Source organism: Shinella sp. GW835-FHT14H05, from assembly GCF_058793575.1.
The window spans coordinates 215,151-237,918 of sequence record NZ_JBXAFY010000004.1; the positions used below are offsets into that span (position 1 = coordinate 215,151).

The 22,768-nt window shown below is 64.2% G+C and carries 25 protein-coding genes; 19 read left to right on the forward strand and 6 right to left on the reverse strand.

What is annotated here, in order from left to right; genetic code table 11:
- From ugpE to rsmI, 5 genes are all read right to left on the reverse strand, one after another.
- On the reverse strand, positions 1-843 hold the full coding sequence (gene ugpE, locus AC1Q6Z_RS15600) for a sn-glycerol-3-phosphate ABC transporter permease UgpE (protein WP_439614859.1): 843 nt from the start codon (positions 841-843) through the stop codon (positions 1-3).
- 13 nt (positions 844-856) lie between these two features.
- Entirely contained in the window at positions 857-1,738 is an 882-nt protein-coding gene (locus AC1Q6Z_RS15605; protein ID WP_439625706.1) for an ABC transporter permease subunit, read from the reverse strand.
- Positions 1,739-1,806: 68 nt separating this feature from the next.
- Positions 1,807-3,105, reverse strand: coding sequence for an extracellular solute-binding protein (locus tag AC1Q6Z_RS15610; protein ID WP_435266760.1), 1,299 nt, complete (start codon positions 3,103-3,105; stop codon positions 1,807-1,809).
- Between the two features lie 103 nt (positions 3,106-3,208).
- On the reverse strand, positions 3,209-3,577 hold the full coding sequence (locus tag AC1Q6Z_RS15615) for a YraN family protein (RefSeq protein WP_492648471.1): 369 nt from the start codon (positions 3,575-3,577) through the stop codon (positions 3,209-3,211).
- The gene (rsmI, locus tag AC1Q6Z_RS15620) at positions 3,567-4,493 is read right to left on the reverse strand and encodes a 16S rRNA (cytidine(1402)-2'-O)-methyltransferase (protein ID WP_492648472.1); all 927 of its coding nucleotides are present in this window, start codon (positions 4,491-4,493) and stop codon (positions 3,567-3,569) included. The genes AC1Q6Z_RS15615 and rsmI overlap by 11 nt, the downstream gene beginning before the upstream one ends.
- Before the next feature lie 232 nt (positions 4,494-4,725).
- Here rsmI and dnaN point away from each other — a divergent pair, with 232 nt between their 5' ends.
- The 7 genes from dnaN (at position 4,726) to AC1Q6Z_RS15655 (ending at position 9,808) form a co-directional block, all read left to right on the forward strand.
- The gene (dnaN, locus tag AC1Q6Z_RS15625) at positions 4,726-5,844 is read left to right on the forward strand and encodes a DNA polymerase III subunit beta (RefSeq protein ID WP_256118143.1); all 1,119 of its coding nucleotides are present in this window, start codon (positions 4,726-4,728) and stop codon (positions 5,842-5,844) included.
- Between the two features lie 272 nt (positions 5,845-6,116).
- Positions 6,117-6,719 carry a phospholipid N-methyltransferase PmtA gene (pmtA, locus tag AC1Q6Z_RS15630; RefSeq protein ID WP_492648473.1) on the forward strand — a complete coding sequence of 201 codons (603 nt, stop codon included), beginning with the start codon at positions 6,117-6,119 and terminating at the stop codon, positions 6,717-6,719.
- A gap of 9 nt (positions 6,720-6,728) precedes the next feature.
- Positions 6,729-7,310 carry a histidine phosphatase family protein gene (locus AC1Q6Z_RS15635; protein WP_492648474.1) on the forward strand — a complete coding sequence of 194 codons (582 nt, stop codon included), beginning with the start codon at positions 6,729-6,731 and terminating at the stop codon, positions 7,308-7,310.
- 2 nt (positions 7,311-7,312) lie between these two features.
- Positions 7,313-8,011, forward strand: coding sequence for an orotidine-5'-phosphate decarboxylase (pyrF, locus tag AC1Q6Z_RS15640; protein WP_492648620.1), 699 nt, complete (start codon positions 7,313-7,315; stop codon positions 8,009-8,011).
- 17 nt (positions 8,012-8,028) lie between these two features.
- A complete protein-coding gene (locus tag AC1Q6Z_RS15645) occupies positions 8,029-8,316 on the forward strand; it encodes a DUF1330 domain-containing protein (RefSeq protein ID WP_256118149.1) in 288 nt (95 codons plus the stop codon).
- 109 nt (positions 8,317-8,425) lie between these two features.
- Positions 8,426-9,406 (forward strand): complex I NDUFA9 subunit family protein, encoded by a 981-nt coding sequence (locus tag AC1Q6Z_RS15650; RefSeq protein ID WP_492648475.1) that lies wholly within the window; start codon positions 8,426-8,428, stop codon positions 9,404-9,406.
- Positions 9,407-9,658: 252 nt separating this feature from the next.
- On the forward strand, positions 9,659-9,808 hold the full coding sequence (locus tag AC1Q6Z_RS15655) for a hypothetical protein (RefSeq protein ID WP_256118151.1): 150 nt from the start codon (positions 9,659-9,661) through the stop codon (positions 9,806-9,808).
- A gap of 38 nt (positions 9,809-9,846) precedes the next feature.
- Here AC1Q6Z_RS15655 and AC1Q6Z_RS15660 read toward each other — a convergent pair whose 3' ends face one another.
- On the reverse strand, positions 9,847-10,653 hold the full coding sequence (locus AC1Q6Z_RS15660; RefSeq protein WP_492648476.1) for an undecaprenyl-diphosphate phosphatase: 807 nt from the start codon (positions 10,651-10,653) through the stop codon (positions 9,847-9,849).
- 188 nt (positions 10,654-10,841) lie between these two features.
- On the opposite strand from AC1Q6Z_RS15660, the gene AC1Q6Z_RS15665 reads away from it, so the two are divergent.
- The 12 genes from AC1Q6Z_RS15665 to AC1Q6Z_RS15720 all read left to right on the forward strand — a co-directional run bounded on the left by AC1Q6Z_RS15665 (position 10,842) and on the right by AC1Q6Z_RS15720 (position 22,737).
- Complete coding sequence (locus AC1Q6Z_RS15665) at positions 10,842-11,534, forward strand: glutathione S-transferase family protein (protein ID WP_256118154.1); 693 nt, start codon at positions 10,842-10,844, stop codon at positions 11,532-11,534.
- A 10-nt stretch (positions 11,535-11,544) separates the two neighbouring features.
- Positions 11,545-12,690, forward strand: a complete 1,146-nt coding sequence (queG, locus tag AC1Q6Z_RS15670) for a tRNA epoxyqueuosine(34) reductase QueG (protein ID WP_492648477.1) — start codon at positions 11,545-11,547, stop codon at positions 12,688-12,690.
- The gene (locus AC1Q6Z_RS15675) at positions 12,687-13,562 is read left to right on the forward strand and encodes an NAD-dependent epimerase/dehydratase family protein (protein WP_492648478.1); all 876 of its coding nucleotides are present in this window, start codon (positions 12,687-12,689) and stop codon (positions 13,560-13,562) included. Before queG ends, AC1Q6Z_RS15675 begins: the two co-directional genes overlap by 4 nt.
- A gap of 360 nt (positions 13,563-13,922) precedes the next feature.
- Entirely contained in the window at positions 13,923-14,285 is a 363-nt protein-coding gene (locus AC1Q6Z_RS15680; RefSeq protein WP_256118157.1) for a septal ring lytic transglycosylase RlpA family protein, read from the forward strand.
- Positions 14,286-14,462: 177 nt separating this feature from the next.
- Positions 14,463-15,752: an RsmB/NOP family class I SAM-dependent RNA methyltransferase gene (locus AC1Q6Z_RS15685; RefSeq protein WP_492648479.1), complete on the forward strand. Its 1,290-nt coding sequence runs from the start codon at positions 14,463-14,465 to the stop codon at positions 15,750-15,752.
- 226 nt (positions 15,753-15,978) lie between these two features.
- Positions 15,979-17,256: an imelysin family protein gene (locus AC1Q6Z_RS15690; RefSeq protein WP_439614848.1), complete on the forward strand. Its 1,278-nt coding sequence runs from the start codon at positions 15,979-15,981 to the stop codon at positions 17,254-17,256.
- 43 nt (positions 17,257-17,299) lie between these two features.
- On the forward strand, positions 17,300-18,835 hold the full coding sequence (locus AC1Q6Z_RS15695; protein ID WP_492648480.1) for a di-heme oxidoreductase family protein: 1,536 nt from the start codon (positions 17,300-17,302) through the stop codon (positions 18,833-18,835).
- A complete protein-coding gene (locus tag AC1Q6Z_RS15700) occupies positions 18,835-19,962 on the forward strand; it encodes an imelysin family protein (protein ID WP_492648481.1) in 1,128 nt (375 codons plus the stop codon). Before AC1Q6Z_RS15695 ends, AC1Q6Z_RS15700 begins: the two co-directional genes overlap by 1 nt.
- The gene (locus AC1Q6Z_RS15705) at positions 19,962-21,059 is read left to right on the forward strand and encodes a DUF1513 domain-containing protein (RefSeq protein ID WP_492648482.1); all 1,098 of its coding nucleotides are present in this window, start codon (positions 19,962-19,964) and stop codon (positions 21,057-21,059) included. The genes AC1Q6Z_RS15700 and AC1Q6Z_RS15705 overlap by 1 nt, the downstream gene beginning before the upstream one ends.
- Before the next feature lie 45 nt (positions 21,060-21,104).
- Positions 21,105-21,563, forward strand: a complete 459-nt coding sequence (locus AC1Q6Z_RS15710) for a TspO/MBR family protein (protein WP_492648483.1) — start codon at positions 21,105-21,107, stop codon at positions 21,561-21,563.
- 83 nt (positions 21,564-21,646) lie between these two features.
- On the forward strand, positions 21,647-22,096 hold the full coding sequence (locus tag AC1Q6Z_RS15715; RefSeq protein WP_256118165.1) for a PaaI family thioesterase: 450 nt from the start codon (positions 21,647-21,649) through the stop codon (positions 22,094-22,096).
- On the forward strand, positions 22,093-22,737 hold the full coding sequence (locus AC1Q6Z_RS15720) for a 5'-methylthioadenosine/S-adenosylhomocysteine nucleosidase (RefSeq protein WP_435266776.1): 645 nt from the start codon (positions 22,093-22,095) through the stop codon (positions 22,735-22,737). The genes AC1Q6Z_RS15715 and AC1Q6Z_RS15720 overlap by 4 nt, the downstream gene beginning before the upstream one ends.
- Positions 22,738-22,768 lie beyond the last annotated feature (31 nt).

Sequence of the window (22,768 nt, forward strand, 5' to 3'; positions counted from 1 at the left end):
TTATTTGTCGCTTTCGGTGAGGCCCTTGATGAACCACCGCTGGAAGATCATCACGATCATCACCGGCGGCAGCATGGCGAGGATCGCCAGCGCAAAGGCCTCGTTATAGTCGGGAATGTTGGAGCCGACCCAGACGAGCAGGATCTGCTTGATGCCGCGCACCAGCGTGAAGAAGCGCTCGTCCGTGGTCATCAGCGTCGGCCAGAGATACTGGTTCCAGCCATAGACGAACATGATGATGAAGATCGCCGCGATCATGGTGCGCGACAGCGGCACGAGAATGTCGATGAAGAACTTGAACGGCCCGGCGCCGTCGATGCGCGCGGCCTCCAGCAATTCCTCCGGCACGGACTTGAAGAACTGGCGGAAGTAGAAGGTGCCGGTGGCGGACGCGAGCAGCGGCACGATGAGGCCGGTATAGGTGTTGGTGAGCGAAAGCTTGTTCATCACCTCGTAGGAGGGAAGGATGCGCACTTCGAGCGGCAGCAGCAGCGTCGTGAAGATCATCCAGAAGAACAGCGTGCCGAGCTTGAAGCGGAAATAGACGATGGCGTAGGCCGCCAGCATCGACAGGATGATCTTGCCGGCGGCAAAGCCGATGCCGAGGATAAGCGAGTTCCAGATCATGCGCGCGCCGGTGATTTCGCCGGTAAAGCCGCCCTTGCGCGTCAGCACGGTGTTGTAGGTCTCGGTGAAATAGCCGCCCCAGGTGAGAGACAGGCCGTTGCGATGAATGTCGGCCGCCTCGTGGGTGGAGGTCATGAAGGCGACCACCACGGGGGCCACCATGATGAAGACGCCGATCAGGAGAATGACGTGGTCGAACAAACGGGTGCGGTACATGGCGGGCGCCCTCTCAATTGTAATGGACGCGCCGCTCGATGAAGCGGAACTGGAAGATGGTGAGCACGAAGACGACGATCATCAGGATGACGGATTGCGCCGAGGAACCACCGAGGTCGTTGCCGCGGAAGCCATCCATGTAGACCTTGTAGACCAGCGTGATCGGGTTGTTGGCCGCCTTGTCCTTCACCATCACGTCGATGACGCCGAAGGTGTCGAACAGCGAATAGGTCATGTTGATGATGAGCAGGAAGAAGGCCGTCGGCGCGAGCAGCGGCAGCGTCATCGTCCAGAAACGGCGCATGCCGGAGCGGCAATCGATGGCGGCAGCCTCGCGGATCGAGACCGGAATGCCCTGCAGGCCGGACAGGATAAAGATGAAATTGTAGGGGATCTGCTTCCACACCGACACGATGATCATGGCGATTGCCGTGTCGTTGTAGTTGAGGCCGACCTTCATGTCCCAGCCGAAGAAGGCCGCGAGCTTCACCAGCGGGCCGATATGCTGGTCGAAGAACATCATGCCCATGAGGCCTGCAACCGGCGGGGCGATGGCATAGACCCAGATCAGCAGCGTCTTGTAGGTCGAGCTGCCCTTCAGCACCGCATCCGCCTTCACCGCAAGCAGCATGCCGATGCCCAGCGACAGGAAGGTGACGAGCACCGTGAAGAGCACCGTGAAGCGGGCGATCGACTGGTACTGCACGGAGCCCAGCGCATCGGAATAGTTGGAGAGGCCCACGAAGGTGGAGCCGAAGCCGAACGGGTCTTCGAGGTAGAAGGACGACTGGATCGCCTGCACGGACGGCCAGTAGAAGAACACGAAGATGATCGCCATCTGCGGCGCGATAAAGAGATAGGGCAGAGTGGGCGACGAGAATTGCACGCGCTTCATGGAGCCACCTTCATAGCGGCGTGCCGGGAGCAGGACGCCCCCGGCACGAATTTCAGCGGATGGCAGTATCAGCCGGCGGTCTTGGCGAAGCGGGCGAGCAGTTCGTTCGCTTCGGTCTCGATCGTCTTCAGGGCTTCCTCGACCGTGGTTTCACCGGCGAAGATGCGGCCGTATTCACGCTCCATGATCTCGCGGATCTGCGGGTAGAAGCCGAGGCGGTAACCCTTCGACCATTCACCCGACGGCAGCATGAGCTGCTGGATACCGACTTCGGCCGCCGGCTTCTCCTTGTAGTAGCCTTCGGACTTGGTGAGTTCGTAGGCAGCCGTGGTGATGGCGACGTAGCCGGTTGCCTCGTGGTAGAACTTCTGGATTTCCGGCGAGGTCAGGAACTGGAAGAAGTCGGCCGTGCACTTGTTTTCGGCTTCCGGCTTGCCGGACATCGCGAAGAGGGCAGCGCCGCCGATGAAGGTGTTGGTGCCAGCACCCTGGATGCTGTTCCAATAGGGCAGGAAGGTTGCCGAGAACGGCTTCTGCGCGGTCTTCTGGAGGCCGCCGAACGAGCCCGAGGAGCCGATCCAGAAGGCGGCCTTGCCTTCTTCGAAGAGCTTCTGGTTGTCGTTCCAGCCGGCGCCGTAATAGCCGAAGTAGCCTTCGTCAGCCCAGGCCTTGAGCTTGGTGAACATCATGACGAGGTTGGGGTCCGTCATGTTGATCTTGGTGTCGACGACCGTGTCGTAACCGTTGTTGTTCGTCGCGAACTGGATGTTGTGGCGCGAGAAGAAGTTTTCCGTGAACTGCCAGGTCAGCTGCGACTGGACGAGCGGCAGGTAGCCGGCTTCTTTGAGCTTCGGCGCGATCGCCTCGAACTCTTCCCAGGTCTTCGGGGCTTCGACACCGACCTTCTCAAGAGCTTCGGTGTTGACATACATGATCGGTGCCGAGGAGTTGAACGGCATGCCGACGAACTTGCCGTCCGGGGCGGCGTAGAAGTAGCGCACGCCCTCGATGAAGGCTTCGCGGTCGAACTTGTAGCCGGCACCGTTGATCAGGTCTTCAGCCGGGATGACGGCGCCAGGCGCGTTGATGATCGTCGCCGCACCGGCGTCGAAGACCTGGAGGATGTTCGGCTGCTCGCCCGAACGGAAGGCGGCGATGCCGGAAGCCAGCGCTTCTTCGTAAGTGCCCTTGGAAACCGGCGTCAGCGCGCAGGCCGACTGCGCAGCGTTGAACTTCTGGGCGACTTCGTTGATGACTTCGCCATTGCGGCCGGCCATGCCGTGCCACCAGGTGATGTTGGTGGCGGCCATCGAGGCCGAGGCGGAAACGGCGAGTGCGAAACCTGCGAGGGAAAGCGGCTTGAACATGGGTTGCTCCTCTTCACCGGATTTGGTGTGAGGGGTGCACTAATGAGCGACCGTGACGGGCGCGTTACGGTTTCGTGTCAGTTTCGTTACATTTTCCTTTTGCTCAGAACGCATCCACAAGGTGTTTGGGAAAACGCCAGGGCCGCACGGCGACGATGTCATAGCGCAAGGAGAGGCGATGGCCGTCCGGCTGGCGGGAAAGCCAGACTTCGCTCGCCACACGGATGCGGTTCTGGGTGGTTGCTGTAACGGCGAAGACGGCGCTGTCGACATCGCGCCGGGCTTTCACTTCGACGCAGACCACGAGATCGCCGCGCCGCGCGATGATGTCGATCTCGCCGAGCTTGGTACGGTAGCGGATGGCGCGGATGCGATAGCCCTTGGCCATCAGGTAGAGCGCGGCGATATATTCGGAGACATGTCCGCGGCGGAAGGCTTTGAGCCGGCTCGGATCCGCCGCCTTATCCCGCATCGCCACCCTTCAGGTCGATGAGGCGCTGGTAGAGATCGCGGCGCGGCAGGCCGGTCTGGCGCGCCGCCTCGGTCGCCGCCTTGCCAGCCGACATGTCCTTCACGAGCGCCGTAAGCAGCCGGTCGACATCGGCAGCCTCGGGGGCGGCCGCCTCGCCCGGTGGCGCAATGACGAAGACGATCTCGCCCTTGACGGTGTGGCCGTCGCCATAGAAGGCGGCGAGATCGCCGAGCGGGCCGCGGCGGAATTCCTCGAAGGTCTTGGTGAGTTCGCGGCAGACGCAGGCCACCCGTCCCTCGCCCAGCACGTCGGCCGCGGCCGCGACGGTCACCGCAATACGATGCGGCGATTCAAAGAAAAGAAGCGTTGCGGGGACGCTTGCCAGCTCGGCAAGACGATCGCGCCGCGCCTTATCCTTGGAGGGCAGGAATCCGGCGAAGAAAAAGGCATCGTTCGGCAGGCCGGAGCCGACGAGGGCGGCGAGCGGCGCGGAGGCGCCGGGGATCGGCACCACACGGTGGCCGGCTTCGATGGCCATCAGCGCCAGGCGATAACCGGGATCGGAGACGAGCGGCGTGCCGGCGTCGGAGACCAGCGCCACGGATTTGCCGGCTTCGAGCGCCGCGATGAGGCGCGGGCCGGCCTCGTCCGCATTGTGCTCGTGATAGGCATAGGGCCGGTTGACGATGCCGTAGCGATCGAGCAGCACGCGGGTGACGCGGGTGTCCTCGCAGGCGAGCACATCCGCACCGGCGAGCGTTTCCAGCGCGCGCAGCGTGATGTCGGAGAGATTGCCGATGGGGGTGGCGACCAGATAGAGCGCCGGTTCCTGCGGCCGGGCCGGGATCACGGCATTGTGCAGGCGAAAGGTTTTCGCACCCGCACCTGTCCCGCTTGCCGCACCTTCATCCCGCATCGTCCGTCACCTTTCCAGCCGCTGGACGGCCGCATTTCCCCTCCTTATGGGCGAGCGCCGATGCCCTCGCAAGGTCCGGCAGTTGACTATCCTGTGTCCGGCGCCGTTAGCACTTGCAATCGTCCGCCTGTTTCTGCCATTTTGCCCGTCCACATCCATCCGGCGCCTGCCGGAATTCCAAGGCAATGCCGCGCCGGTCTCCGGCGTGCAAGCGGTCGAAAGCGATACATCCATGCGCATTACTCTCGAGCGGTCCAATCTCCTGAAGTCGCTGAACCACGTTCACCGCGTGGTCGAGCGCCGCAACACGATCCCGATCCTCTCGAACGTGCTCCTGCGCTCGGACGGCGCCAGCCTCGACATGAAGGCGACCGACCTCGACCTGGAAATCACCGAAGCAACGCCGGCGCAGGTCGAGCAGGCTGGTGCCACGACCGTTCCGGCACACCTGCTCTATGACATCGTGCGCAAACTCTCCGACGGTTCGGAAGTGGCGCTCGCCACCAATGCCGACGGCTCCTCGATGACGGTCACCTCCGGCCGCTCGAAATTCTCGCTGCAATGCCTGCCGCAGTCCGACTTCCCGGACCTCACCGCCGGCAGCTTCTCCCACACGTTCCGCCTGAAGGCGACGGACCTGAAAATGTTGATCGATCGCACGCAGTTCGCGATCTCGACGGAAGAGACCCGCTATTACCTGAACGGCATCTTCATCCACACGATCGAGAGCAACGGCGCGCTGAAGCTGCGGGCCGTCGCCACCGACGGCCACCGCCTCGCCCGTGCCGACGTCGAAGCCCCGTCGGGCTCGGAAGGCATGCCGGGCATCATCATCCCGCGCAAGACGGTCGGTGAATTGCAGAAGCTGGTCGACAATCCGGAACTCGTCGTCACCGTGGAAGTGTCCGATGCGAAGATCCGCTTCACCATCGGCTCGATCGTGCTGACCTCGAAGCTCATCGACGGCACCTTCCCGGATTACCAGCGCGTGATCCCGACCAACAACGACAAGGAACTGAAGATCGACTGCCAGTCCTTCGCGCAGGCCGTCGACCGCGTGTCCACCATCTCTTCCGAGCGCGGCCGCGCCGTGAAACTGGCGCTCGGCGAAGGCCAGCTGACGCTCACCGTCAACAACCCGGATTCGGGCAGTGCGACGGAAGAACTGGCGGTCGGCTACGACAACGATCCGCTAGAAATCGGCTTCAACGCCAAATACCTGCTCGACATCACCTCGCAGCTTTCCGGCACGGAAGCCGTGTTCATGCTGGCCGATCCGGGCTCGCCGACGCTGGTGCGCGATCTCGCCGGCGACGACGCGCTCTATGTGCTCATGCCGATGCGCGTATAGGCGGCCGGCAGCATCGGGAAACCGTTGTGGAACCCGCCGGCTATCCGGCGGGTTCTTTTTTACCTGGCAACGCCGCCTTCTTTGTTTTTACGCAATTCCGGACGCAAAACCGCTTCGCACTTTTGCTGGAACTGCTCTAGAAACTTGCGGGCGACGGCGCAATCAGACTTGTTTTTGACGCAAACCGCGTCACATATTCGCCATGGTCGAATGCGCGGACGGGAATGACGCCCGCCGCCGGCCGGAAAAGCGATACCATGAAGGGGGACGGCATGACGCTGCGTGTGAAGGTCAAGGAACGGCTCGGCAAGAAATTCGACGACGAGATTCGCTTCTTCAAGGGCTGGATGAGCAATACGCGGGCGGTCGGCTCGATCATTCCCACCTCCTCCATTACCGCGCGCCGCATGGCGAGCGTCGTCAATCCCGCCTCCGGCCTTCCCGTGCTCGAACTCGGTCCCGGCACCGGCGTCATCACCAAGGCGATCCTCGGCACCGGACTTGCCCCGGAAAAGCTGACTTCGGTCGAATTCTCCACGGATTTCTACAACCACCTCGTCGAGCGCTTCCATGGAGTCAACTTCATCAATGGCGACGCCTTCGATCTCGAAAAGACGCTCGGCGACCTACGCGAGACGACCTTCGACAGTGTCGTTTCCGCCGTGCCGCTGCTGAATTTCCCGATGCACCGGCGCGTCTCGATGATCGAGGACCTGCTGACGCGCATTCCCGTCGGCCGCCCCGTCGTGCAGATTTCCTACGGTCCGCTCTCCCCCGTCATCGCCATGCCGGACCGCTACCAGATCAGCCATCTCGACTTCGTCGTGCGCAACATCCCGCCGGCGCAGCTGTGGACCTACCGCCGCACGCACTGAGCGGCGGCGATGTTCGCGCTCTATATTACCCATCCGCAGGTACTGATCGACCCGGCCGTGCCCGTGCCCGACTGGGGCCTTTCCGAGCACGGTCGCGAGCGCGCCTTGCTTGCGGCTGGGGCCGGCTGGGCGCAGCAGATCGGCCGCTTCGTCGCGAGCACCGAGCGCAAGGCGATCGAGACCGCGGACATCCTTGCCGACGGCCGCATCCCTGTCGAGACCGACCATGCCATGGGCGAGAACGACCGCTCCGCCACGGGTTTTCTGCCGCCTCCTGCCTTCGAGGCGGCGGCAGATGAATTCTTCGCCCATCCGGAGACGAGTTTTCGCGGCTGGGAGCGGGCGATGGATGCGCAGGCGCGCATCGTTGCCGCCGTCGAGCAGGTGCTGGCCGGCCACGACCGGACCGTCCCCATCGCCTTCGTCGGCCATGGTGGCGTCGGCACGCTGCTGAAGTGCTACCTGAAAGGCACGCCGATCCGTCGCGACGGCGACCAGCCGGGCGGGGGCGGCAATCTTTTCGCTTTCCGGCTTGCAGACCGCGCTGTCACATGCGACTGGACGCCAATCGAATCTTGGAAAGGGTTTTGACCATGTCCGCGCGCGACCGCCTGATCGTTGGCCTCGATGTTCCAACCATCGCGGAGGCGGAAAAGGTGGTTCGCACCCTCGGCAGCACCGCCCTCTTCTACAAGATCGGCTACCAGTTGGTCTTCGCCGGCGGCCTCGAATTCGCCCGCGACCTTGCCAAGGACGGCAAGAAGGTTTTCCTCGACATGAAGCTGCTCGACATCGACAACACGGTGGCCAAGGGCGTGGAAAACATCGTCAAGATGGGCATGTCGATGCTCACCCTGCATGCCTATCCGAAGGCGATGGCCGCCGCGGTTTCCGCCGCCAGGGGGGCCGACCTCTGCCTGCTCGGCGTCACGGTCCTCACCTCCATGGATGCCAAGGACGTCATCGACGCCGGCTATGAATATGATCCGCACACGCTGGTGCTGCGCCGCGCCGAACAGGCGCGCATCGCCGGCATGGGCGGCGTCGTCTGCTCGGCCGAGGAGGCAAACGCCGTGCGCAAGATCGTCGGCGCCGACATGGCGATCGTCACGCCCGGCATCCGCCCGGCGGGCGCGGAGCTCGGCGACCAGAAGCGCGTGATGACGCCGGCCGATGCGCTGAAGGCCGGCTCCAGCCACCTCGTCGTCGCCCGGCCGATCGTGAACGCCGCAGACCCGCTTGCCGCCACCAGGGCGATCCTCGCCGAGATGGACGGCGCGCTGAAAGCCTGAAACCAAGGGAGAGAGACATGCCGAAGGGCTACTGGATTGCACGGGTCGATGTGCGCGATACCGAGCGCTACAAGGACTATGTCGCCGCCGCCAAGCCGGCCTTCGAAAAATACGGCGCGAATTTCATCGCCCGCGGCGGTGCGTTCGAGCGCCTCGAAGGCGATGTTCGCGCCCGCAACGTGATCATCGAGTTCCCCTCGCTGCAAGCCGCCGTCGACTGTTACAACTCGCCGGAATACCAGATCGCCGCCGCGATCCGCCAGGAAGTGGCGGACGCGGAAATGGTGGTCGTCGAAGGCATCTGAGTCACCGCGAAAACCCCGGCAGGAGAGACGCTTCGCCGCGCTTCACCTTGCCGGCGCTTTGGGCTATGTAGGCCCTACCCACCTTTCCTACTCTTCAGGAGCTGCCCGCATGACCTTGTCCAACCTTCCGCCGCTCGTCACCGTCTTCGGCGGCTCGGGCTTCGTCGGGCGTCATGTGGTGCGCGCGCTGGCGCGCCGCGGCTACCGCATCCGCGTCGCCGTGCGCCGCCCGGATCTCGCCGGCTTCCTCCAGCCGATCGGCGGCGTCGGCCAGATCTCCTTCGTCCAGGCGAACCTGCGCTACCGCCAGTCCGTCGACCGCGCCGTCGAGGGCTCCGACCACGTCATCAACTGCGTCGGCGTGCTCTTCGAGGCCGGCCGCAACACCTTCGATGCCGTCCAGGATTTTGGCGCCCGCGCCGTGGCGGAGGCTGCCCGGGCTGCCGGCGCCAAGCTCACCCATATTTCCGCGATCGGCGCCAACGAGAAGTCGGAATCGTCCTACGGCCGCACCAAGGGCCGCGGTGAAGCCGCCGTGCTGCGTACCGTGCCGGATGCCGTCATCCTGCGCCCCTCCATCATCTTCGGGCCGGAGGACGGCTTCTTCAACAAGTTCGCCACCATGGCACGCTATGCGCCGGTCCTACCACTGATCGGCGGCGGCCACACGAAGTTCCAGCCGGTCTATGTCGCCGACGTCGCCGAAGCCGTCGCCCGTTCCGTGGACGGCACGATCGAACGCGGCCGCATCTACGAACTCGGCGGCCCGGAAGTGCTGACTTTCCGCCAGTGTCTGGAATTGATGCTCCGCGTCGTCGACCGCAAGAACCCGCTCGTCTCGCTGCCCTTCGGCATCGCCTCGCCGATCGGTTCCGTCGCCTCGCTGGTGCCCTTCATCGCACCGCCGCTGACCTCCGACCAGGTGACGCTGCTGCGCTCGGACACCATCGTCTCCGAGGCTGCCCGCAGCGAAGGCCGCACCCTTGAGGCCATCGGCATCCAGCCGACCCTCGTCGAGGCGATCCTGCCGAGCTACCTCGTGCGCTACCGCCAGCAGGGCCAGTTCACCAAGATCGACAAGACGGCCTGACGCATCCATTGCCGCAATGAAGACCGGCCGTCGCGAGGGAAAACCCCGCGGCGGCCGGTTCATTTTCGAAAGCGCTTTGAGCACTCTGTTGCACTTATGCAGCGGTTAAAAAAAGCTGCGTGGCATTTACCCGTGATTCAGCATGACGCGATATTGATTGTCGTCGGACCAGCGAATAAACACCGCCCCCGTCGCGTCGTACTGATGACAGTTCTGCGGCGTATTTTCAGGACTTTGAGAGGCTCCCGGCCCATGGGCAAGGCAATTGCAATATTCTTCGGATTTTCGGCTCTGATCATTGTGGCCGGATCCTTTGCCGCGCCGGGAACGGTGTCTGCCGGCAAGCACGGCTGTTCGCCGGCCTACGGCGTCGACCCCTGCACGACCGCATCGGTCAAGTAAGCTTCGGCCGATCGAAAGACCGGCCGAAACCCACATCTTCAGCCGAAGACCAGAAGGCCGATCAGGCCAAGCGTGCCCACGACGATTCGCCAGATGGCGAACAGCGTGAAGCCGCGGCGAGAGACGAAGTCCAGCAGCTTGCGCACGACGAAGAGACCCGCGACGAAAGCGGCCGCGAAGCCCACCCCGATCACCACGAGGTCATCCGAGGACAGCGCATCGCGGTTCTTGTAGAGATCGAGCGTGAAGGCGCCGACCATGGTCGGCATGGCGAGGAAGAACGAGAACTCCGCCGCCGAACGCTTGTCGGTGCCGAGCAGCAAGGCGCCGGCGATCGTCGCGCCCGAGCGTGATGTGCCGGGGATCATCGCCAGGCACTGGCACAGGCCGATCTTGAAGGCGAGCGACGGCGGGTAGGTCATCGCATCCGTATAACGCGGCGTCAGCGGCAGGCGATCGACCACATAGAGGATGACGCCGCCGATGATCAGCACGATGCAGATCAGCATCGGCGTCTCGAAGAGCACCGTCTTGATGAAATCATGTGCGATGGCGCCGATGACGGCGGCCGGCAGGAAGGCCAAGAGCACGCTGACGACGAAGCGGCGCGCCTCCGGGCGCGATGGCAGGTCGAAGGCGATGCGCAGCAGCTTGGCCGCATAGACGGACAGGATCGCCAGGATGGCGCCGAGCTGGATGAGGACGGCAAAGCTGTTGCCCGGCGACTTGAAGCCGAGGAAGTGCCCGGCAAGCAGGATATGGGCGGTGGAGGACACCGGGATGAATTCGGTCAGGCCCTCGATGAGACCGAGAATGAGGGCGCTGACAATCGATTGGTCTGCCATGAAAGTTCCTTGATGCTGGGAAAGGAAAGCATGAAAACGAAGCGGCCTTACGGCAAAAAGCCCGATTCGCTTGTGTTTGTACCACCAAATTTCTATAGGTTCGTCAAATCAGCCGTCGCCAAATCAGGTCCGCATCAAGCGGCAGGCCCGGCATCGCCCCTTCCGCAAGACGAGTAAAAGCAGCGTTCATGCCTACACTCTATCATCACCCGATGTCTTCCGCCTCGCGCTTCGTCCGCCTGATTCTGGCCGAATACGGCTTCCAGACGGAGCTTGCCGAAGAGGCGCCGTGGGAAAACCGCCGCGATTTCCTGGCCCTCAACCCGGCCGGAACGCTCCCCGTCTATGTCGATGACAGCATGCGGGCGCTCTGTGGCGCGAGCATCATCTCCGAATATCTCGACGAGACCCACGGCGTGCTGAAGCGCGATCGCCGACTGCTCGCCGAAGACCCTTTTCAGCGCGCGGAGATCCGCCGGCTGACCGAGTGGTTCCTGCAGAAGATGGAGCAGGACGTGACGCGCCCGCTGGTGCGCGAGCGTGTCTTCAAGTTGCAGATGACGCCGGACCAGGGCGGCGGCCCGCCGGACAGCAAGATCCTGCGCAACTCGCGCGCCAATATCCGCCAGCATATGAAGTACCTCTCCTGGCTTGCCGGCTCGCGCACCTATCTCGCCGGCGACCGCCTCAGCTATGCCGACCTCGCCGCCGCCGCGATGATCTCGGTGCTCGACTATATGGGCGAGATCAACTGGGCGGATGCGCCGCAGGCCAAGGACTGGTATCAGCGGCTGAAATCCCGCCCCTCCTTCCGTCCGCTGCTGGCCGAGCGCGTGCGCGGCGTCACCCCGGTCTCGCACTACGCGGACCTGGATTTCTAAGGACGAACACATGTCGGGCGACGAGAGTATCCGGCGCCGCCTGACCGATTTCGTCAAGGCGGAGGCCGCCGACAAGGGCTTCGATCTCTGTCGCATCACCGGCCCCGATTCCATTCCGCAGGCGCCGGCCCGGCTCGCCGATTTTCTTGCCGCCGGCTATCACGGCACCATGGACTGGATGGCGGAGACGGAAGCCCGCCGCGCCGATCCGCGTGTGCTGTGGAGCGACGTGCGCTCCGTCATCCTGTTCGGCATGAATTACGGCCCGGAGCATGATCCGCGCGACGTGCTCGCCATGCCGGACCGGGCGGCGATTTCCGTCTATGCCCAGAACCGCGACTATCACGACATCATCAAGGGCAAGCTCAAGGAAGTGGCCACGCGGTTTGCCGCGCGCGGCGGGGCGGATGTGAAGGTCTTCGTCGATACGGCACCGGTGATGGAAAAGCCGCTGGCCGCCGCTGCGGGTCTCGGCTGGCAGGGCAAACACACCAACCTCGTCAGCCGCACGCACGGCTCCTGGCTCTTTCTCGGCAGCCTGTTCACCACCGCCGACCTCTTTCGCGACGAACCGGAGCGCGACCATTGCGGCTCCTGCCGTGCCTGCCTCGACTCCTGCCCGACGGATGCCTTTCCAGCGCCCTACAAGATCGACGCGCGGCGCTGCATCTCCTACCTCACCATCGAGCACAAGGGGCCGATCGAGCCGGAATTCCGGGAAAAAATCGGCAACCGCATCTATGGCTGCGACGATTGCCTGGCCGCCTGCCCCTGGAACAAGTTCGCCGCCAGCGCCTCCGAAATGAAGCTCAAGTCGCGCGAGGAGCTGAAGGCGCCGGCGATTGCCGACCTGCTGACGCTCGACGATCCCGGCTTCCGTACGCATTTCTCCGGCTCGCCCGTCAAGCGCATCGGCCGCGACCGCTTCGTGCGAAACGTGCTGATTGCCGCCGGCAATTCCGGCGACCGCGGCCTGATCGATCGATGCGCCCAACTCGCCGACGATACCGCGCCGGTGGTGCGGGGCATGGCCGCATGGGCGCTCTCGCGGCTGATGACCGCTGGCGAATTCGAAGAATTTGCGGCAGGAAGGGCGGACGACGCGGACGCGGATGTGCGCGCGGAATATGAAAGAGCGAAGGCGGACTGTCGATGACGCATCTCCTGATCCTCGGCGCCGGTTTTTCCGGCAAGGCCATCGGCGACGTTTTCAAGGAGGCCGGCTTTTCCGTCTCCGGCACGACGCGCTCCGCCGAAAAGGCCGAGAGCCTGCGCACCCTCGGCATCGAGCCTATACTCTATGATGGCGGCGCGATTTCGGAAGCGCTTGCCGCCGACATGAAGCGCGCCACCCATGTCGTGCAGTCGATCGCGCCCGGCAAGGATGGCGATCCGTTGTTTCGCATAGGTAGCCCCGCGCTGTCCGTCCTGATGCCGAAGCTCGAATGGGCCGCCTACCTCTCCACTGTCGGCGTCTATGGCGACCACAAGGGCGCCTGGGTGGACGAGGACACGGTGCTGAACCCGGTATCCGCCCGCTCGATCGAACGGGTCGAGGCGGAGAACCACTGGCTCGACTTCGGCAAGGCCTCCGCCCTGCCCGTCGCCGTGCTTCGCCTTTCCGGCATTTACGGGCCGGGACGCAATGCGCTGCGCAACATGGAAGACGGCACCGCCCGCCGCCTCATCAAGCCGGACCAGGTGTTCAATCGCATTCGTGTGGAAGACATCGGCCGCTCGGCGCTGTTCCTTGCGGGCAAGCGCTTGGGCGGTGTCTGGAACATCACCGACCACGAGCCCGGCCCGCCGCAGGACGTGGTTGCCGAGGCCGCCCGGCTGATGGGTCTGCCGGTGCCGCCGGATATTCCATTCGAGACGGCGGAACTTTCCCCCATGGCTCGGTCTTTCTATGGAGAGAACAAGCGCGTTTCGAACGCAAAGCTGCGTGCTGCCGGCTTCGAATTCCGCTTCCCGAACTACCGCCAATCGCTCGCCGACCTGTGGTCTTCCGGGCGCTGGCGAGGCTGAGGGCGGCGGGCCGGCAGCCTTGCCTTTTGCGCTTTTATACAACCATAAATTTATCTGCCCCAATTTTGCCGCCGGATTCATGCGCAGCGATTGCTAATATTGAAAGTTTTTTCCGAAAATTTGCACGAATGCCGCATGGCCATTCCAGCTTTACAGTCGATCCAGTTTAACGACTGATTCCGAAGAACTTTTCCTGTCATCTTAACGAAGATTAAAAATCCATCGCGGGCGATGGACTGTATAGCTGCGCGGGGTTTGACAGAATTGCGGCTGGTTGAGGCACGTTTTCGCCACTTTTGCTTCCTCATAGGGCAAGCATAGCAGCGGAAATTCACAACTCGCCCGGAAGGTCATCCGAACATGGTGCTCAAACTCTCCAGTGTGGCTCTTGCCTCCCTCGTCGCCGCCTCCTCCACCTTCGTTACATTCACCGATGCTCAGGCAGCCGGTTGCGGCCGCGCCTCGTGGTATGCGCTGCACTCGCGCACGGCCTCCGGTGAACGCATGAACCCCAGCCTCATGACGGCCGCCCACCGCAGCCTGCGCTTCGGCACCAAGGTTAAGGTCACCAACGCGAACAACGGCAAGAGCGTCGTGGTGCGCATCAACGATCGCGGCCCGTTCATCCGCGGCCGCGTGCTCGATCTGTCCAAGGCGGCCGCCTCCAACATCGGCATGATCCGCTCCGGCCACGCCAAGATCTGTTACGAGGTCATCGGCTGATCAGCCGCTGAAGTCCGTCTGGTTCATTCTGAATCAGACAGACTCCAGGTTTCTTTGTTTTCGTTTGTCTTTCCGGGAAAACCGGTTCCCACTTTTCCCTGACAAACTCTAATCTGACCGCGCCGGCTTGCCCTCGGCGCGTTCCGCCGCTACCACGACGCAAAACGGAGTAAACGTATGCGATTGGGTGGGCGGCTTTCCGGAGCCATCGAGGTTCTGACGGATATCGAGACGCGGCGGCGCCCCGTCGCCGATGCGCTCAAGGACTGGGGTCTCTCCCATCGCTTCGCCGGATCCGGCGACCGCGCCGCGATCGGCAACATCGTCTATGACGCGCTGCGCATGAAACTGTCGCACGCCTATCTGATGGACGACGACAGCCCCGCGGCCCTTGGCCACGCCGTGCTGCTGCGCCAATGGGGCCTGACGCCCGAGGCCATCGCCGCCGAACTCGACGGCGACCGGTTTGCCCCGGAGCTGCTGTCGGAAGAAAAGCTTGCCGCCTTCCGCGCCCGCAACCTCGACGAAGCGGCACCGCATGTGCAGGGCGACATTCCGGAATGGATCCAGCCCTCCTTCGAAGAGAACTTTTCCGACAAATGGCTGGACGAGGCCAAGGCGCTTGCCGGACGCCCAACGCTGGACCTGCGCGCCAACACGCTGAAGGCGGGCCGCGACAAGGTGCTGAAGGCACTGGAGCGCAACGCCGCCGTCGCCTCCCCCATCGCCCGTCAGGGCATCCGCATTCCCGCCGGCGAAGGCCCGTCGCGCCTGCCGAACGTCACCGCCGACCTCGCCTTCCAGAAGGGCTGGTTCGAGGTGCAGGACGAAGGCTCGCAGATCGTCGCCGATCTCGTCCTGCCGCAGGAGGGCGAGCAGGTGCTCGATTTCTGCGCCGGCGGCGGCGGCAAGACGCTCGCCATGGCGGCGGCTATGAACAACAAGGGCCAGGTGCACGCCTACGACACCGACCGCAAACGCCTCGCCCCGATCATTGAGCGGCTGAAGCGCGCCGGCACCCGCAATGTCCAGGTCCATCAGGACATTACGAGCCTTGCCGCCCTCAACGGCCGCTTCGACCGCGTGCTCGTCGACGCCCCCTGCACCGGCACCGGCACTTGGCGCCGCCGGCCGGACACCAAGTGGCGCCTCACTGAGAAGAACCTCGAAGAACGCCTCGGCCAGCAGCAGGAAGCGCTTGCCAATGCCAGCGCCTATGTGCGTCCCGGCGGCTCGCTGCTCTATGTCACCTGTTCGATCCTGCCGCAGGAAAACGAGAACCAGGTCCACGCTTTCTGCGAAAACAACCCGGAATTCGAGATCCTTTCGGCCGCCAAAGCCTGGCAGGACCTGTTCGGCACCGACAAGCCGCAGCCCTGGTCGACGGACAAGAAGACGGTGACGCTGACGCCCGCGTCCACCGATACGGACGGCTTCTTCTTCTGCGCCATGGGCCGCCGGGCCTGACGGCTGCGGCGCCGGCCCTCTTGCGCTCTGTCAAATGTGTGGAACAGCTTGAAACCGTTCTAAACTATACACTTTGACACCAGTTTTTATTTGGTCCATGACAATAACGCCTGAATAAACCCGGGTCCGGCCTGCCTGCCGGGCCATCCGGGCGACGGTCGCCAAGGGAGGCGCACCGCCACGTCCGGTGTCGGGGGACACATCGAACAGGACACCAGGAGACGTCATGACCACTTCCTTCCTTCGCGCGGCTGCCTTTGTGCTCGCTGCCGCGACGTCGAGCCTTGCCATCGGCACCGCCCATGCGGCGGCCGATCCGGCTGCGATCGTCAAGCACTATGCTGAAATTGCCCATGCCAAATATTCCGACTCGCTGGCGGCCGCCAAGGCGCTCGACGCGGCGGTCGACGCGCTCATCGCCACACCGAACGACGAGACGCTGAAGGCTGCGCGCGAAGCGTGGCTGAAGTCGCGCGTGCCCTACCAGCAGACGGAAGCCTACCGCTTCGGCAACCCGCTCGTCGACGACTGGGAAGGCAAGGTCAATGCCTGGCCGCTCGACGAAGGCCTGATCGACTATGTCGACCCGAGCTACGGCACGGAAAGCGACGAGAACGCGCTGTTCGTCGGCAATGTCATCGCCAATCCGAAGCTCGAAATCGGCGGCAAGACGATCGACGCCACCACGATCACCCCGGCCGTGCTGCAGGAGCTGCACGAGGCGGGCGAAGTCGAGGCGAACGTTGCCACCGGCTACCACGCCATCGAATTCCTGCTGTGGGGCCAGGACCTGAACGGCACCGGCAAGGGTGCCGGCAACCGCCAGGCCTCGGACTATGACAAGGCCAATTGCACCAACGGCAATTGCGACCGCCGCGGCGCCTACCTGAAGGCCGCCTCGTCGCTGCTCGTCACCGATCTCGAAGAGATGGTTGCCGCCTGGGCGCCGGAAGGCGAGGCCACGAAGAACGTGACCGCCGACCCGAAGGCCGGCATCACCGCCATGCTGACCGGCATGGGCTCGCTCTCCTATGGCGAACTTGCCGGCGAGCGCATGAAGCTCGGCCTGCTGCTGCATGATCCGGAAGAAGAGCACGATTGCTTCTCCGACAACACGCACAACTCGCATTACTACGACGTCGTCGGCATCCAGACCGTCTATACGGGTGAATATACCCGTGCCGACGGCTCGAAGCTGACCGGCCCGTCGCTCTCGGAACTGGTCGCGGAAAAGGACGCCGCGCTCGACACCGAGATGAAGGGCAAGCTCGATGCGAGCCATGCAGCCTTCAAGGCGCTGGTGGACCGTGCCGAAGGAGGCGAGGCCTATGACCAGATGATCGGCGAAGGCAATGCCGAGGGCAACAAGGTGGTACAGACCGCCGTCGACAGCTTGATCGACCAGACCAAGACGATCGAGCGCGTCATTGCGTCGCTCGATATCGGCAAGATCGAGCTTGAAGGCTCCGACAGCCTGGATAATCCTAACGCTGTCTTCCAATGATAGAAGGCGGGCCGCGTCCTCGCGATAGCGGCCCGATTTCGCAATGACAGAACGCCCCGCCCGTCGCCTGCTCGCGGTTTTCGCCGCGGTCTCCGTCGTGGCGGGCGTTTTTGTTCTTGGAAAGGCCTATTCTGCCGGCCAAGGCCGGGACGACCTCTCGGAAAAGGACCGCAAGCGCGTGGCCGCCGTGACGCGGCTCACCACGGATTTTTCCGCCGCCGAACAGTATGAGGCGATGTCCGGGGGTGCTGCGACCTCGCTTGCCTCGGTCAACCTGAACAGCTTTTCGCATTTTTCCGAAAACATCAGCTTTGCCGAGGAAGAGACGTTCAAGCTCGGCAATGCGCTGTTCCAGAAACTCTGGGTGTCCTCGCCCTCCTCCACGCAGGCCTCCGATGGGCTCGGGCCGTTCTACAACGCGCGCTCCTGCCAATCCTGCCATATCAAGGACGGTCGCGGCCATCCGCCGGAGGGCGCTGATGACGCGACCTCGATGTTCCTGCGCCTGGCCCGCGCCGCGGTGACGCCGGAGGAAGAGGCAAGGCTCAAAGATTTCAGCGAAATGAGCCTGCCGGACCCGGTCTATGGCCGCCAGTTGCAGGACCTCGCCGTTCCCGGCCTCAAGGCCGAGGGGCGCATGGTGATCGACTATACCGAGGAGCCGGTGACGCTTGCCGGCGGCGAGGTCGTGATGCTGCGCCGGCCGACCTATTCCGTCGCCGATCTCGCCTATGGCGACCTCGACAGGACGACGACGCTCTCGCCGCGCGTCACCCAGCCGATGCTCGGTCTCGGCCTCGTGCAGGCGATCCAAGAGGCGGACATTCTGGCGCTTGCCGACCCGGACGATGCGGACGAGGACGGCATCAGCGGCAAGGCGGCCGTGGCGATCGATCCGAAGACCGGCAAAAAGACGCTCGGCCGCTTCGGCTGGAAGGCGCAGTCCGCCTCCGTGCGCCAGCAGAGCGCCGACGCCTTCGCCCACGACATCGGCATCTCGACGCCGGAAGTGCCGCTGCACCAGGGTGACTGCATGGCTACCGAGGCCGCCTGCCTGGAGCGCCCGAATGGCGTGCAGGCGCGGCTCGGAGACGTGGAGGCGCCGCCGCCGATCATGGATCTCGTGACCTTCTACGCGGAAAATCTTGCGGTGCCGGCGCGGCGTAAGGCGAGTTTCGCCGAGACGCTCGCGGGAAAACGCGTCTTCTACGAGACCGGCTGCACGAGCTGTCATCAACCGAAATTCGTGACGCGGCGCGATGCCGCAAACAAGGCCCATGCCTTCCAGCTCATCTGGCCCTATTCCGATTTCCTGCTGCACGACATGGGCGAAGGCCTTGCCGACGGGCAGGCGGTCGGGGTTGCGACCGGCCGGGAATGGCGCACGCCGCCGCTCTGGGGCATCGGCCTTACAAAAACCGTCAACGGCCATACGTTCTTCCTGCATGACGGGCGCGCGCGCAACCTCACCGAGGCCATCCTCTGGCACGGCGGCGAGGCAAAAGCGGCGCGCGACCGCTTCACCACGCTGGAAAAACAGGACCGCGACGCCCTTCTGACCTTCCTGGAGAGCCTCTGATGCAGACCCGGCGCCACCCCTTCCGTTTTGCCTCCCTCATTGCCGCTGGCCTGATGCTTTCGGCGAGCCCGCCGGCCTTCGCCCAGGAGAGCAGCACCCCCGTGCCGCCGGAGCTGACGGAACAGCTCGTCACCGGCATCATGACGCGCGCCGTCGATGACGTCATCCGCCCCGGCTACCGGACCTTCCAGGCGTCTGCCGGCAAGCTGGCGGAGGCGACCGGCGCCTTCTGCAAGGCGCCGTCCGACGCCAGTCGCAAGGCCGTCGACGACGCGTTCCGACAGGCGGTCACCGACTGGGGGCATATCGAGATCGTGCGCATCGGCCCGGTGATCGACGACAACCGCTTCGAGCGCATCCTGTTCTATCCCGACCGCAAGGGCACCGGCCTGAAACAGGTGCAGGCGCTGCTCCAGAAGCAGGAGGAGAAGGATACCGACGCCGCGACGATGGGTGGCAAGAGCGTGGCGATCCAGGGGTTTGGCGCGATCGAATTCGCGCTCTACGGCACGGGCGCCGAAACGCTGATGGACAAGCCGGACGGCTTCCGCTGCCGCTACGCCGCCGCCGTCGCCACCCATATCGAGACGACGGCCGGCCAGCTCGTAGCGGCCTGGGACGCGCCGGACGGCGTGCAGGACGACTGGAAACATCCAGGCCCCCAGAACCCCGTCTTCCGCACCGGCCGCGAGGCGATCACCGCGCTGCTCGGCATTCTCGTCCATGGCGCGGAGGCGGTGCGCGACCAACGCATCGAGACCTTCTACCGCAATGGCGGCATCGCGCGGCCGAAATCGGCGGTGTTCTGGCGCTCCGGCAACACCTGGACGTCGATTTCCGCCAATATCGAAGGCCTGCAAGTGCTGTTCGACAAATCCGGCATGCGGGAGCTCGTCGATCCGAATTTCGCATCGATCAACGAGAATATCGACTTCGTGTTGAAATCGCTCGGCCACATCGCGCCGATGGTCGATCCCGACGTGGAAAAGGCCGTCTCGACGCCCGCGGAGCAGCAGAAGATCAACTTCCTCCTCGTCAACACGCGCGACCTGATCCTGCGCCTCGATGCCGGCTATGGCGGCGCCATCGGGCTCGGCTCCGGCTTCTCCTTCTCGGACGGCGACTGATGCGGGGCGCTGGCGTCCATAGCGCGTTTCTCGACCGGCGCAGCTTCCTGCGCATGGCGGGGGCTGCCTGGGTCGCGTCGCTCGGGGCACGCCAGTCCTTCGCGCTGTCACGCACCGACGCCGTCTTCGCCTCCGGCTACCGGGATCGCGACGGCAGTTTCGGCATCGCCGTGCTTGCGGAAGACGGCTCGATCATCGACAGGACGCCGCTGCCGGCCCGCAGCCACGGCATGGCCTTTTCGCCCGCCACCGGCCATCTCGTCGCCTTCGCAAGGCGGCCGGGCACCTTCGCCTTGGTGATCGACCAAAGCGGCAAGGCCGCGCCCGTGACGATCGCCGCCGCCGAGGACCGGCATTTCTTCGGCCATGGCTGCTTTTCGCCGGACGGCCGGCTGCTCTATGCCAGCGAGAACGATTTCGACGCCAATCGCGGCGTCATCGGTCTCTACGACGCCCGCGAAAACTACCGCCGGATCGGCGAATATGCGACCTACGGCATCGGCACGCACGATCTTTCCGTCAGCGATGACGGCCAGATGCTGATCGCCGCCAATGGCGGCATCGAGACCCATCCGGATTTCGGCCGCACCAAGCTCAATCTCGACCATATGGAGCCGTCGCTGGCGCTCATCGATGCCGCGACCGGCGCGCTCATCGAGCGTCACACGCTGCCGGAAAAACTCCGCCAGCTTTCCACCCGCCATATCGACCTCGACGACAAGGGCCGCATCTGGTTCGCCTGCCAATATGAAGGCCCGCGCAACGACCTGCCGCCGCTCGTCGGCTCTTTCGGCAAGGGCGAAGACCTGCGCTTCCTGTCGCTCCCCGAGGAAACCACCATCGGCCTTGCCAACTATGTCGGCGCCATCGCCGTCAATCGCCGCGAAAACCTCGTCGGCCTGACTTCACCGAATGGCGGCCGCTTCGTCGTGCTCGACGCGAAGACGGGCGGCGTGCTGCGCGAAGAGACCGTCGCGTATGCCGCCGGTATCGCGGCCGCACCGCGCGGGTTTGCCGTGTCCTCCTATGACGGCCGCTTTGCCGGACGCCGCGAGGATATCGCCTGGGACCAGCATATCGCCGGCCTGCGCCGATGACCGCACCCTCTGGACGGCCGCGCGCGGCGCGCTAGTTCCAGGCGCATGAACAACAAGCCCCTCGTCTATCTCGCCTTCATCATCCTCGTCCTCGGCGGCGGTCTCGTTATCGGCGCCAACAACGTGCCCGGGGACTGGTATCAGTCGCTGGCGAAACCCTCGTTCAATCCGCCGAACTGGGTTTTTGCGCCGGTCTGGAGCATCCTCTACGTCATCATCGGCGTGGTCGGTGCGCGCACCTGGCTTTCGCCCCTTCGCCGATCGATCGCCATGCGCCTGTGGTTTGCGCAACTCGTCTTCAACTTCGCCTGGTCTCCCGCCTTCTTCGGCCTGCAGGACCCGATGTCGGCGATGATCATCATCCTCGGCCTGCTGATCTCCGTCGCGGGCTTCATCCTGGTCTCCTGGCGGCAGGACCGCACGGCGGCGCTGCTCTTCCTGCCCTATCTCGCCTGGGTCGCCTTCGCGACGGCGCTCAACGCGGCAATTCTCGCGCTGAACTGAAAGACGCTTGCAGTGCAGCAAGCGCCATGCAAACGTCGGCCACCCTCGTTCCAGGCCGGCGCGCCGGCAGACATGTGTGCACCATGACCGATTTCCCGCCGGCCGATTTCGCCGGCCGCATCACCCGAAGTTTTGCGCGCCAGCCCGCGATGGCGCTGATCGGCGCCGAGCTGACCCGCGTCGAGCACGGCACGGTGGAGATCGAGCTGCCCTTCGACGAGAAGCTGACACAGCAGCACGGTTTCCTCCATGCCGGCATCATCTCCGCCGCCCTCGACGCCGCCTGCGGCTATGCCGCCTATTCGGTGATCGATGCCGATGCCTCGATCCTGACGATCGAGTTCAAAGTAAACCTCATGTCGCCCGGGCGCGGCGAGCGTTTCCTGTTCCGCGGCGAGGTCACCAAGCCGGGCTCCAACATCATCGTCGCCGATGGGCGCGGCTATGCGATCTCCGACGGCCCGGCAAAGCTCATCGCCTCCATGACGGGCACGATGATGGTGGTGCGCGGCCGCCAGGACATCGCCGAATGAGCGTCACCCTCAAGACCGTCGGCAGCCACCGCATCCTCTATGTCATGGCCGTCGATGCCGAATATGGCCCGCATCTGAAAGCCCGCATCACGCCCTTCATGACCGGCGTCGGCCCCGTGGAGGCGGCCGTGCAGCTCACGCTGGCGCTCAGCCATCTGGAATCCGAGGCGCAGCTGCCCGATTTCGTCGTCTCGCTCGGCTCTGCCGGATCGGCGACGCTGGAACAGACCGGTGTCTACCAGGCGATATCCGTCTCCTACCGCGACATGGATGCCTCGCCGCTCGGTTTCACCAAGGGTGCCACGCCCTTCCTCGATCTGCCCGTGGAGGTGAAACTGCCCGTCCGCATTCCCGGCATCCCGGAAGCCCGGCTTTCGACCGGCGCCAACATCGTCTCCGGCCCCGCCTATGCCGATATCGACGCGGACATGGTGGAGATGGAGACCTTTTCCGAACTGCGCGCCTGCCAGGCTTTTGGCGTGCGGCTGATCGGGCTGCGCGGCATTTCCGACGGCAAGGCCGAGCTCACCCATATCGGCGACTGGACGGAATACCTGCATGTGATCGACGAGAAGCTCGCCGCCGCCGTCGACATTCTGGAAGCAGCCATCGCCAGCGGCACGATCGTGCGCAACGGCTGAAAATCCGGCCGTCCCCGGTTGCGCGGCGCGA

What these genes read in the sequence shown, in the direction of transcription:
- AC1Q6Z_RS15660 (WP_492648476.1), bottom strand. Translation starts at nt 10,653, where the DNA reads ATGGCAGACCAATCGATTGTCAGCGCCCTCATTCTCGGTCTCATCGAG.
- ugpE (WP_439614859.1), bottom strand. Translation starts at nt 843, where the DNA reads ATGTACCGCACCCGTTTGTTCGACCACGTCATTCTCCTGATCGGCGTC.
- AC1Q6Z_RS15720 (WP_435266776.1), top strand. Translation starts at nt 22,093, where the DNA reads ATGAGCGTCACCCTCAAGACCGTCGGCAGCCACCGCATCCTCTATGTC.
- rsmI (WP_492648472.1), bottom strand. Translation starts at nt 4,493, where the DNA reads ATGCGGGATGAAGGTGCGGCAAGCGGGACAGGTGCGGGTGCGAAAACC.
- AC1Q6Z_RS15695 (WP_492648480.1), top strand. Translation starts at nt 17,300, where the DNA reads ATGACAGAACGCCCCGCCCGTCGCCTGCTCGCGGTTTTCGCCGCGGTC.
- pmtA (WP_492648473.1), top strand. Translation starts at nt 6,117, where the DNA reads ATGACGCTGCGTGTGAAGGTCAAGGAACGGCTCGGCAAGAAATTCGAC.
- AC1Q6Z_RS15685 (WP_492648479.1), top strand. Translation starts at nt 14,463, where the DNA reads ATGCGATTGGGTGGGCGGCTTTCCGGAGCCATCGAGGTTCTGACGGAT.
- AC1Q6Z_RS15605 (WP_439625706.1), bottom strand. Translation starts at nt 1,738, where the DNA reads ATGAAGCGCGTGCAATTCTCGTCGCCCACTCTGCCCTATCTCTTTATC.
- AC1Q6Z_RS15690 (WP_439614848.1), top strand. Translation starts at nt 15,979, where the DNA reads ATGACCACTTCCTTCCTTCGCGCGGCTGCCTTTGTGCTCGCTGCCGCG.
- dnaN (WP_256118143.1), top strand. Translation starts at nt 4,726, where the DNA reads ATGCGCATTACTCTCGAGCGGTCCAATCTCCTGAAGTCGCTGAACCAC.
- AC1Q6Z_RS15610 (WP_435266760.1), bottom strand. Translation starts at nt 3,105, where the DNA reads ATGTTCAAGCCGCTTTCCCTCGCAGGTTTCGCACTCGCCGTTTCCGCC.
- pyrF (WP_492648620.1), top strand. Translation starts at nt 7,313, where the DNA reads ATGTCCGCGCGCGACCGCCTGATCGTTGGCCTCGATGTTCCAACCATC.
- AC1Q6Z_RS15650 (WP_492648475.1), top strand. Translation starts at nt 8,426, where the DNA reads ATGACCTTGTCCAACCTTCCGCCGCTCGTCACCGTCTTCGGCGGCTCG.
- AC1Q6Z_RS15715 (WP_256118165.1), top strand. Translation starts at nt 21,647, where the DNA reads ATGACCGATTTCCCGCCGGCCGATTTCGCCGGCCGCATCACCCGAAGT.
- AC1Q6Z_RS15705 (WP_492648482.1), top strand. Translation starts at nt 19,962, where the DNA reads ATGCGGGGCGCTGGCGTCCATAGCGCGTTTCTCGACCGGCGCAGCTTC.
- AC1Q6Z_RS15680 (WP_256118157.1), top strand. Translation starts at nt 13,923, where the DNA reads ATGGTGCTCAAACTCTCCAGTGTGGCTCTTGCCTCCCTCGTCGCCGCC.
- queG (WP_492648477.1), top strand. Translation starts at nt 11,545, where the DNA reads ATGTCGGGCGACGAGAGTATCCGGCGCCGCCTGACCGATTTCGTCAAG.
- AC1Q6Z_RS15675 (WP_492648478.1), top strand. Translation starts at nt 12,687, where the DNA reads ATGACGCATCTCCTGATCCTCGGCGCCGGTTTTTCCGGCAAGGCCATC.
- AC1Q6Z_RS15645 (WP_256118149.1), top strand. Translation starts at nt 8,029, where the DNA reads ATGCCGAAGGGCTACTGGATTGCACGGGTCGATGTGCGCGATACCGAG.
- AC1Q6Z_RS15665 (WP_256118154.1), top strand. Translation starts at nt 10,842, where the DNA reads ATGCCTACACTCTATCATCACCCGATGTCTTCCGCCTCGCGCTTCGTC.
- AC1Q6Z_RS15615 (WP_492648471.1), bottom strand. Translation starts at nt 3,577, where the DNA reads ATGCGGGATAAGGCGGCGGATCCGAGCCGGCTCAAAGCCTTCCGCCGC.
- AC1Q6Z_RS15655 (WP_256118151.1), top strand. Translation starts at nt 9,659, where the DNA reads ATGGGCAAGGCAATTGCAATATTCTTCGGATTTTCGGCTCTGATCATT.
- AC1Q6Z_RS15710 (WP_492648483.1), top strand. Translation starts at nt 21,105, where the DNA reads ATGAACAACAAGCCCCTCGTCTATCTCGCCTTCATCATCCTCGTCCTC.
- AC1Q6Z_RS15635 (WP_492648474.1), top strand. Translation starts at nt 6,729, where the DNA reads ATGTTCGCGCTCTATATTACCCATCCGCAGGTACTGATCGACCCGGCC.
- AC1Q6Z_RS15700 (WP_492648481.1), top strand. Translation starts at nt 18,835, where the DNA reads ATGCAGACCCGGCGCCACCCCTTCCGTTTTGCCTCCCTCATTGCCGCT.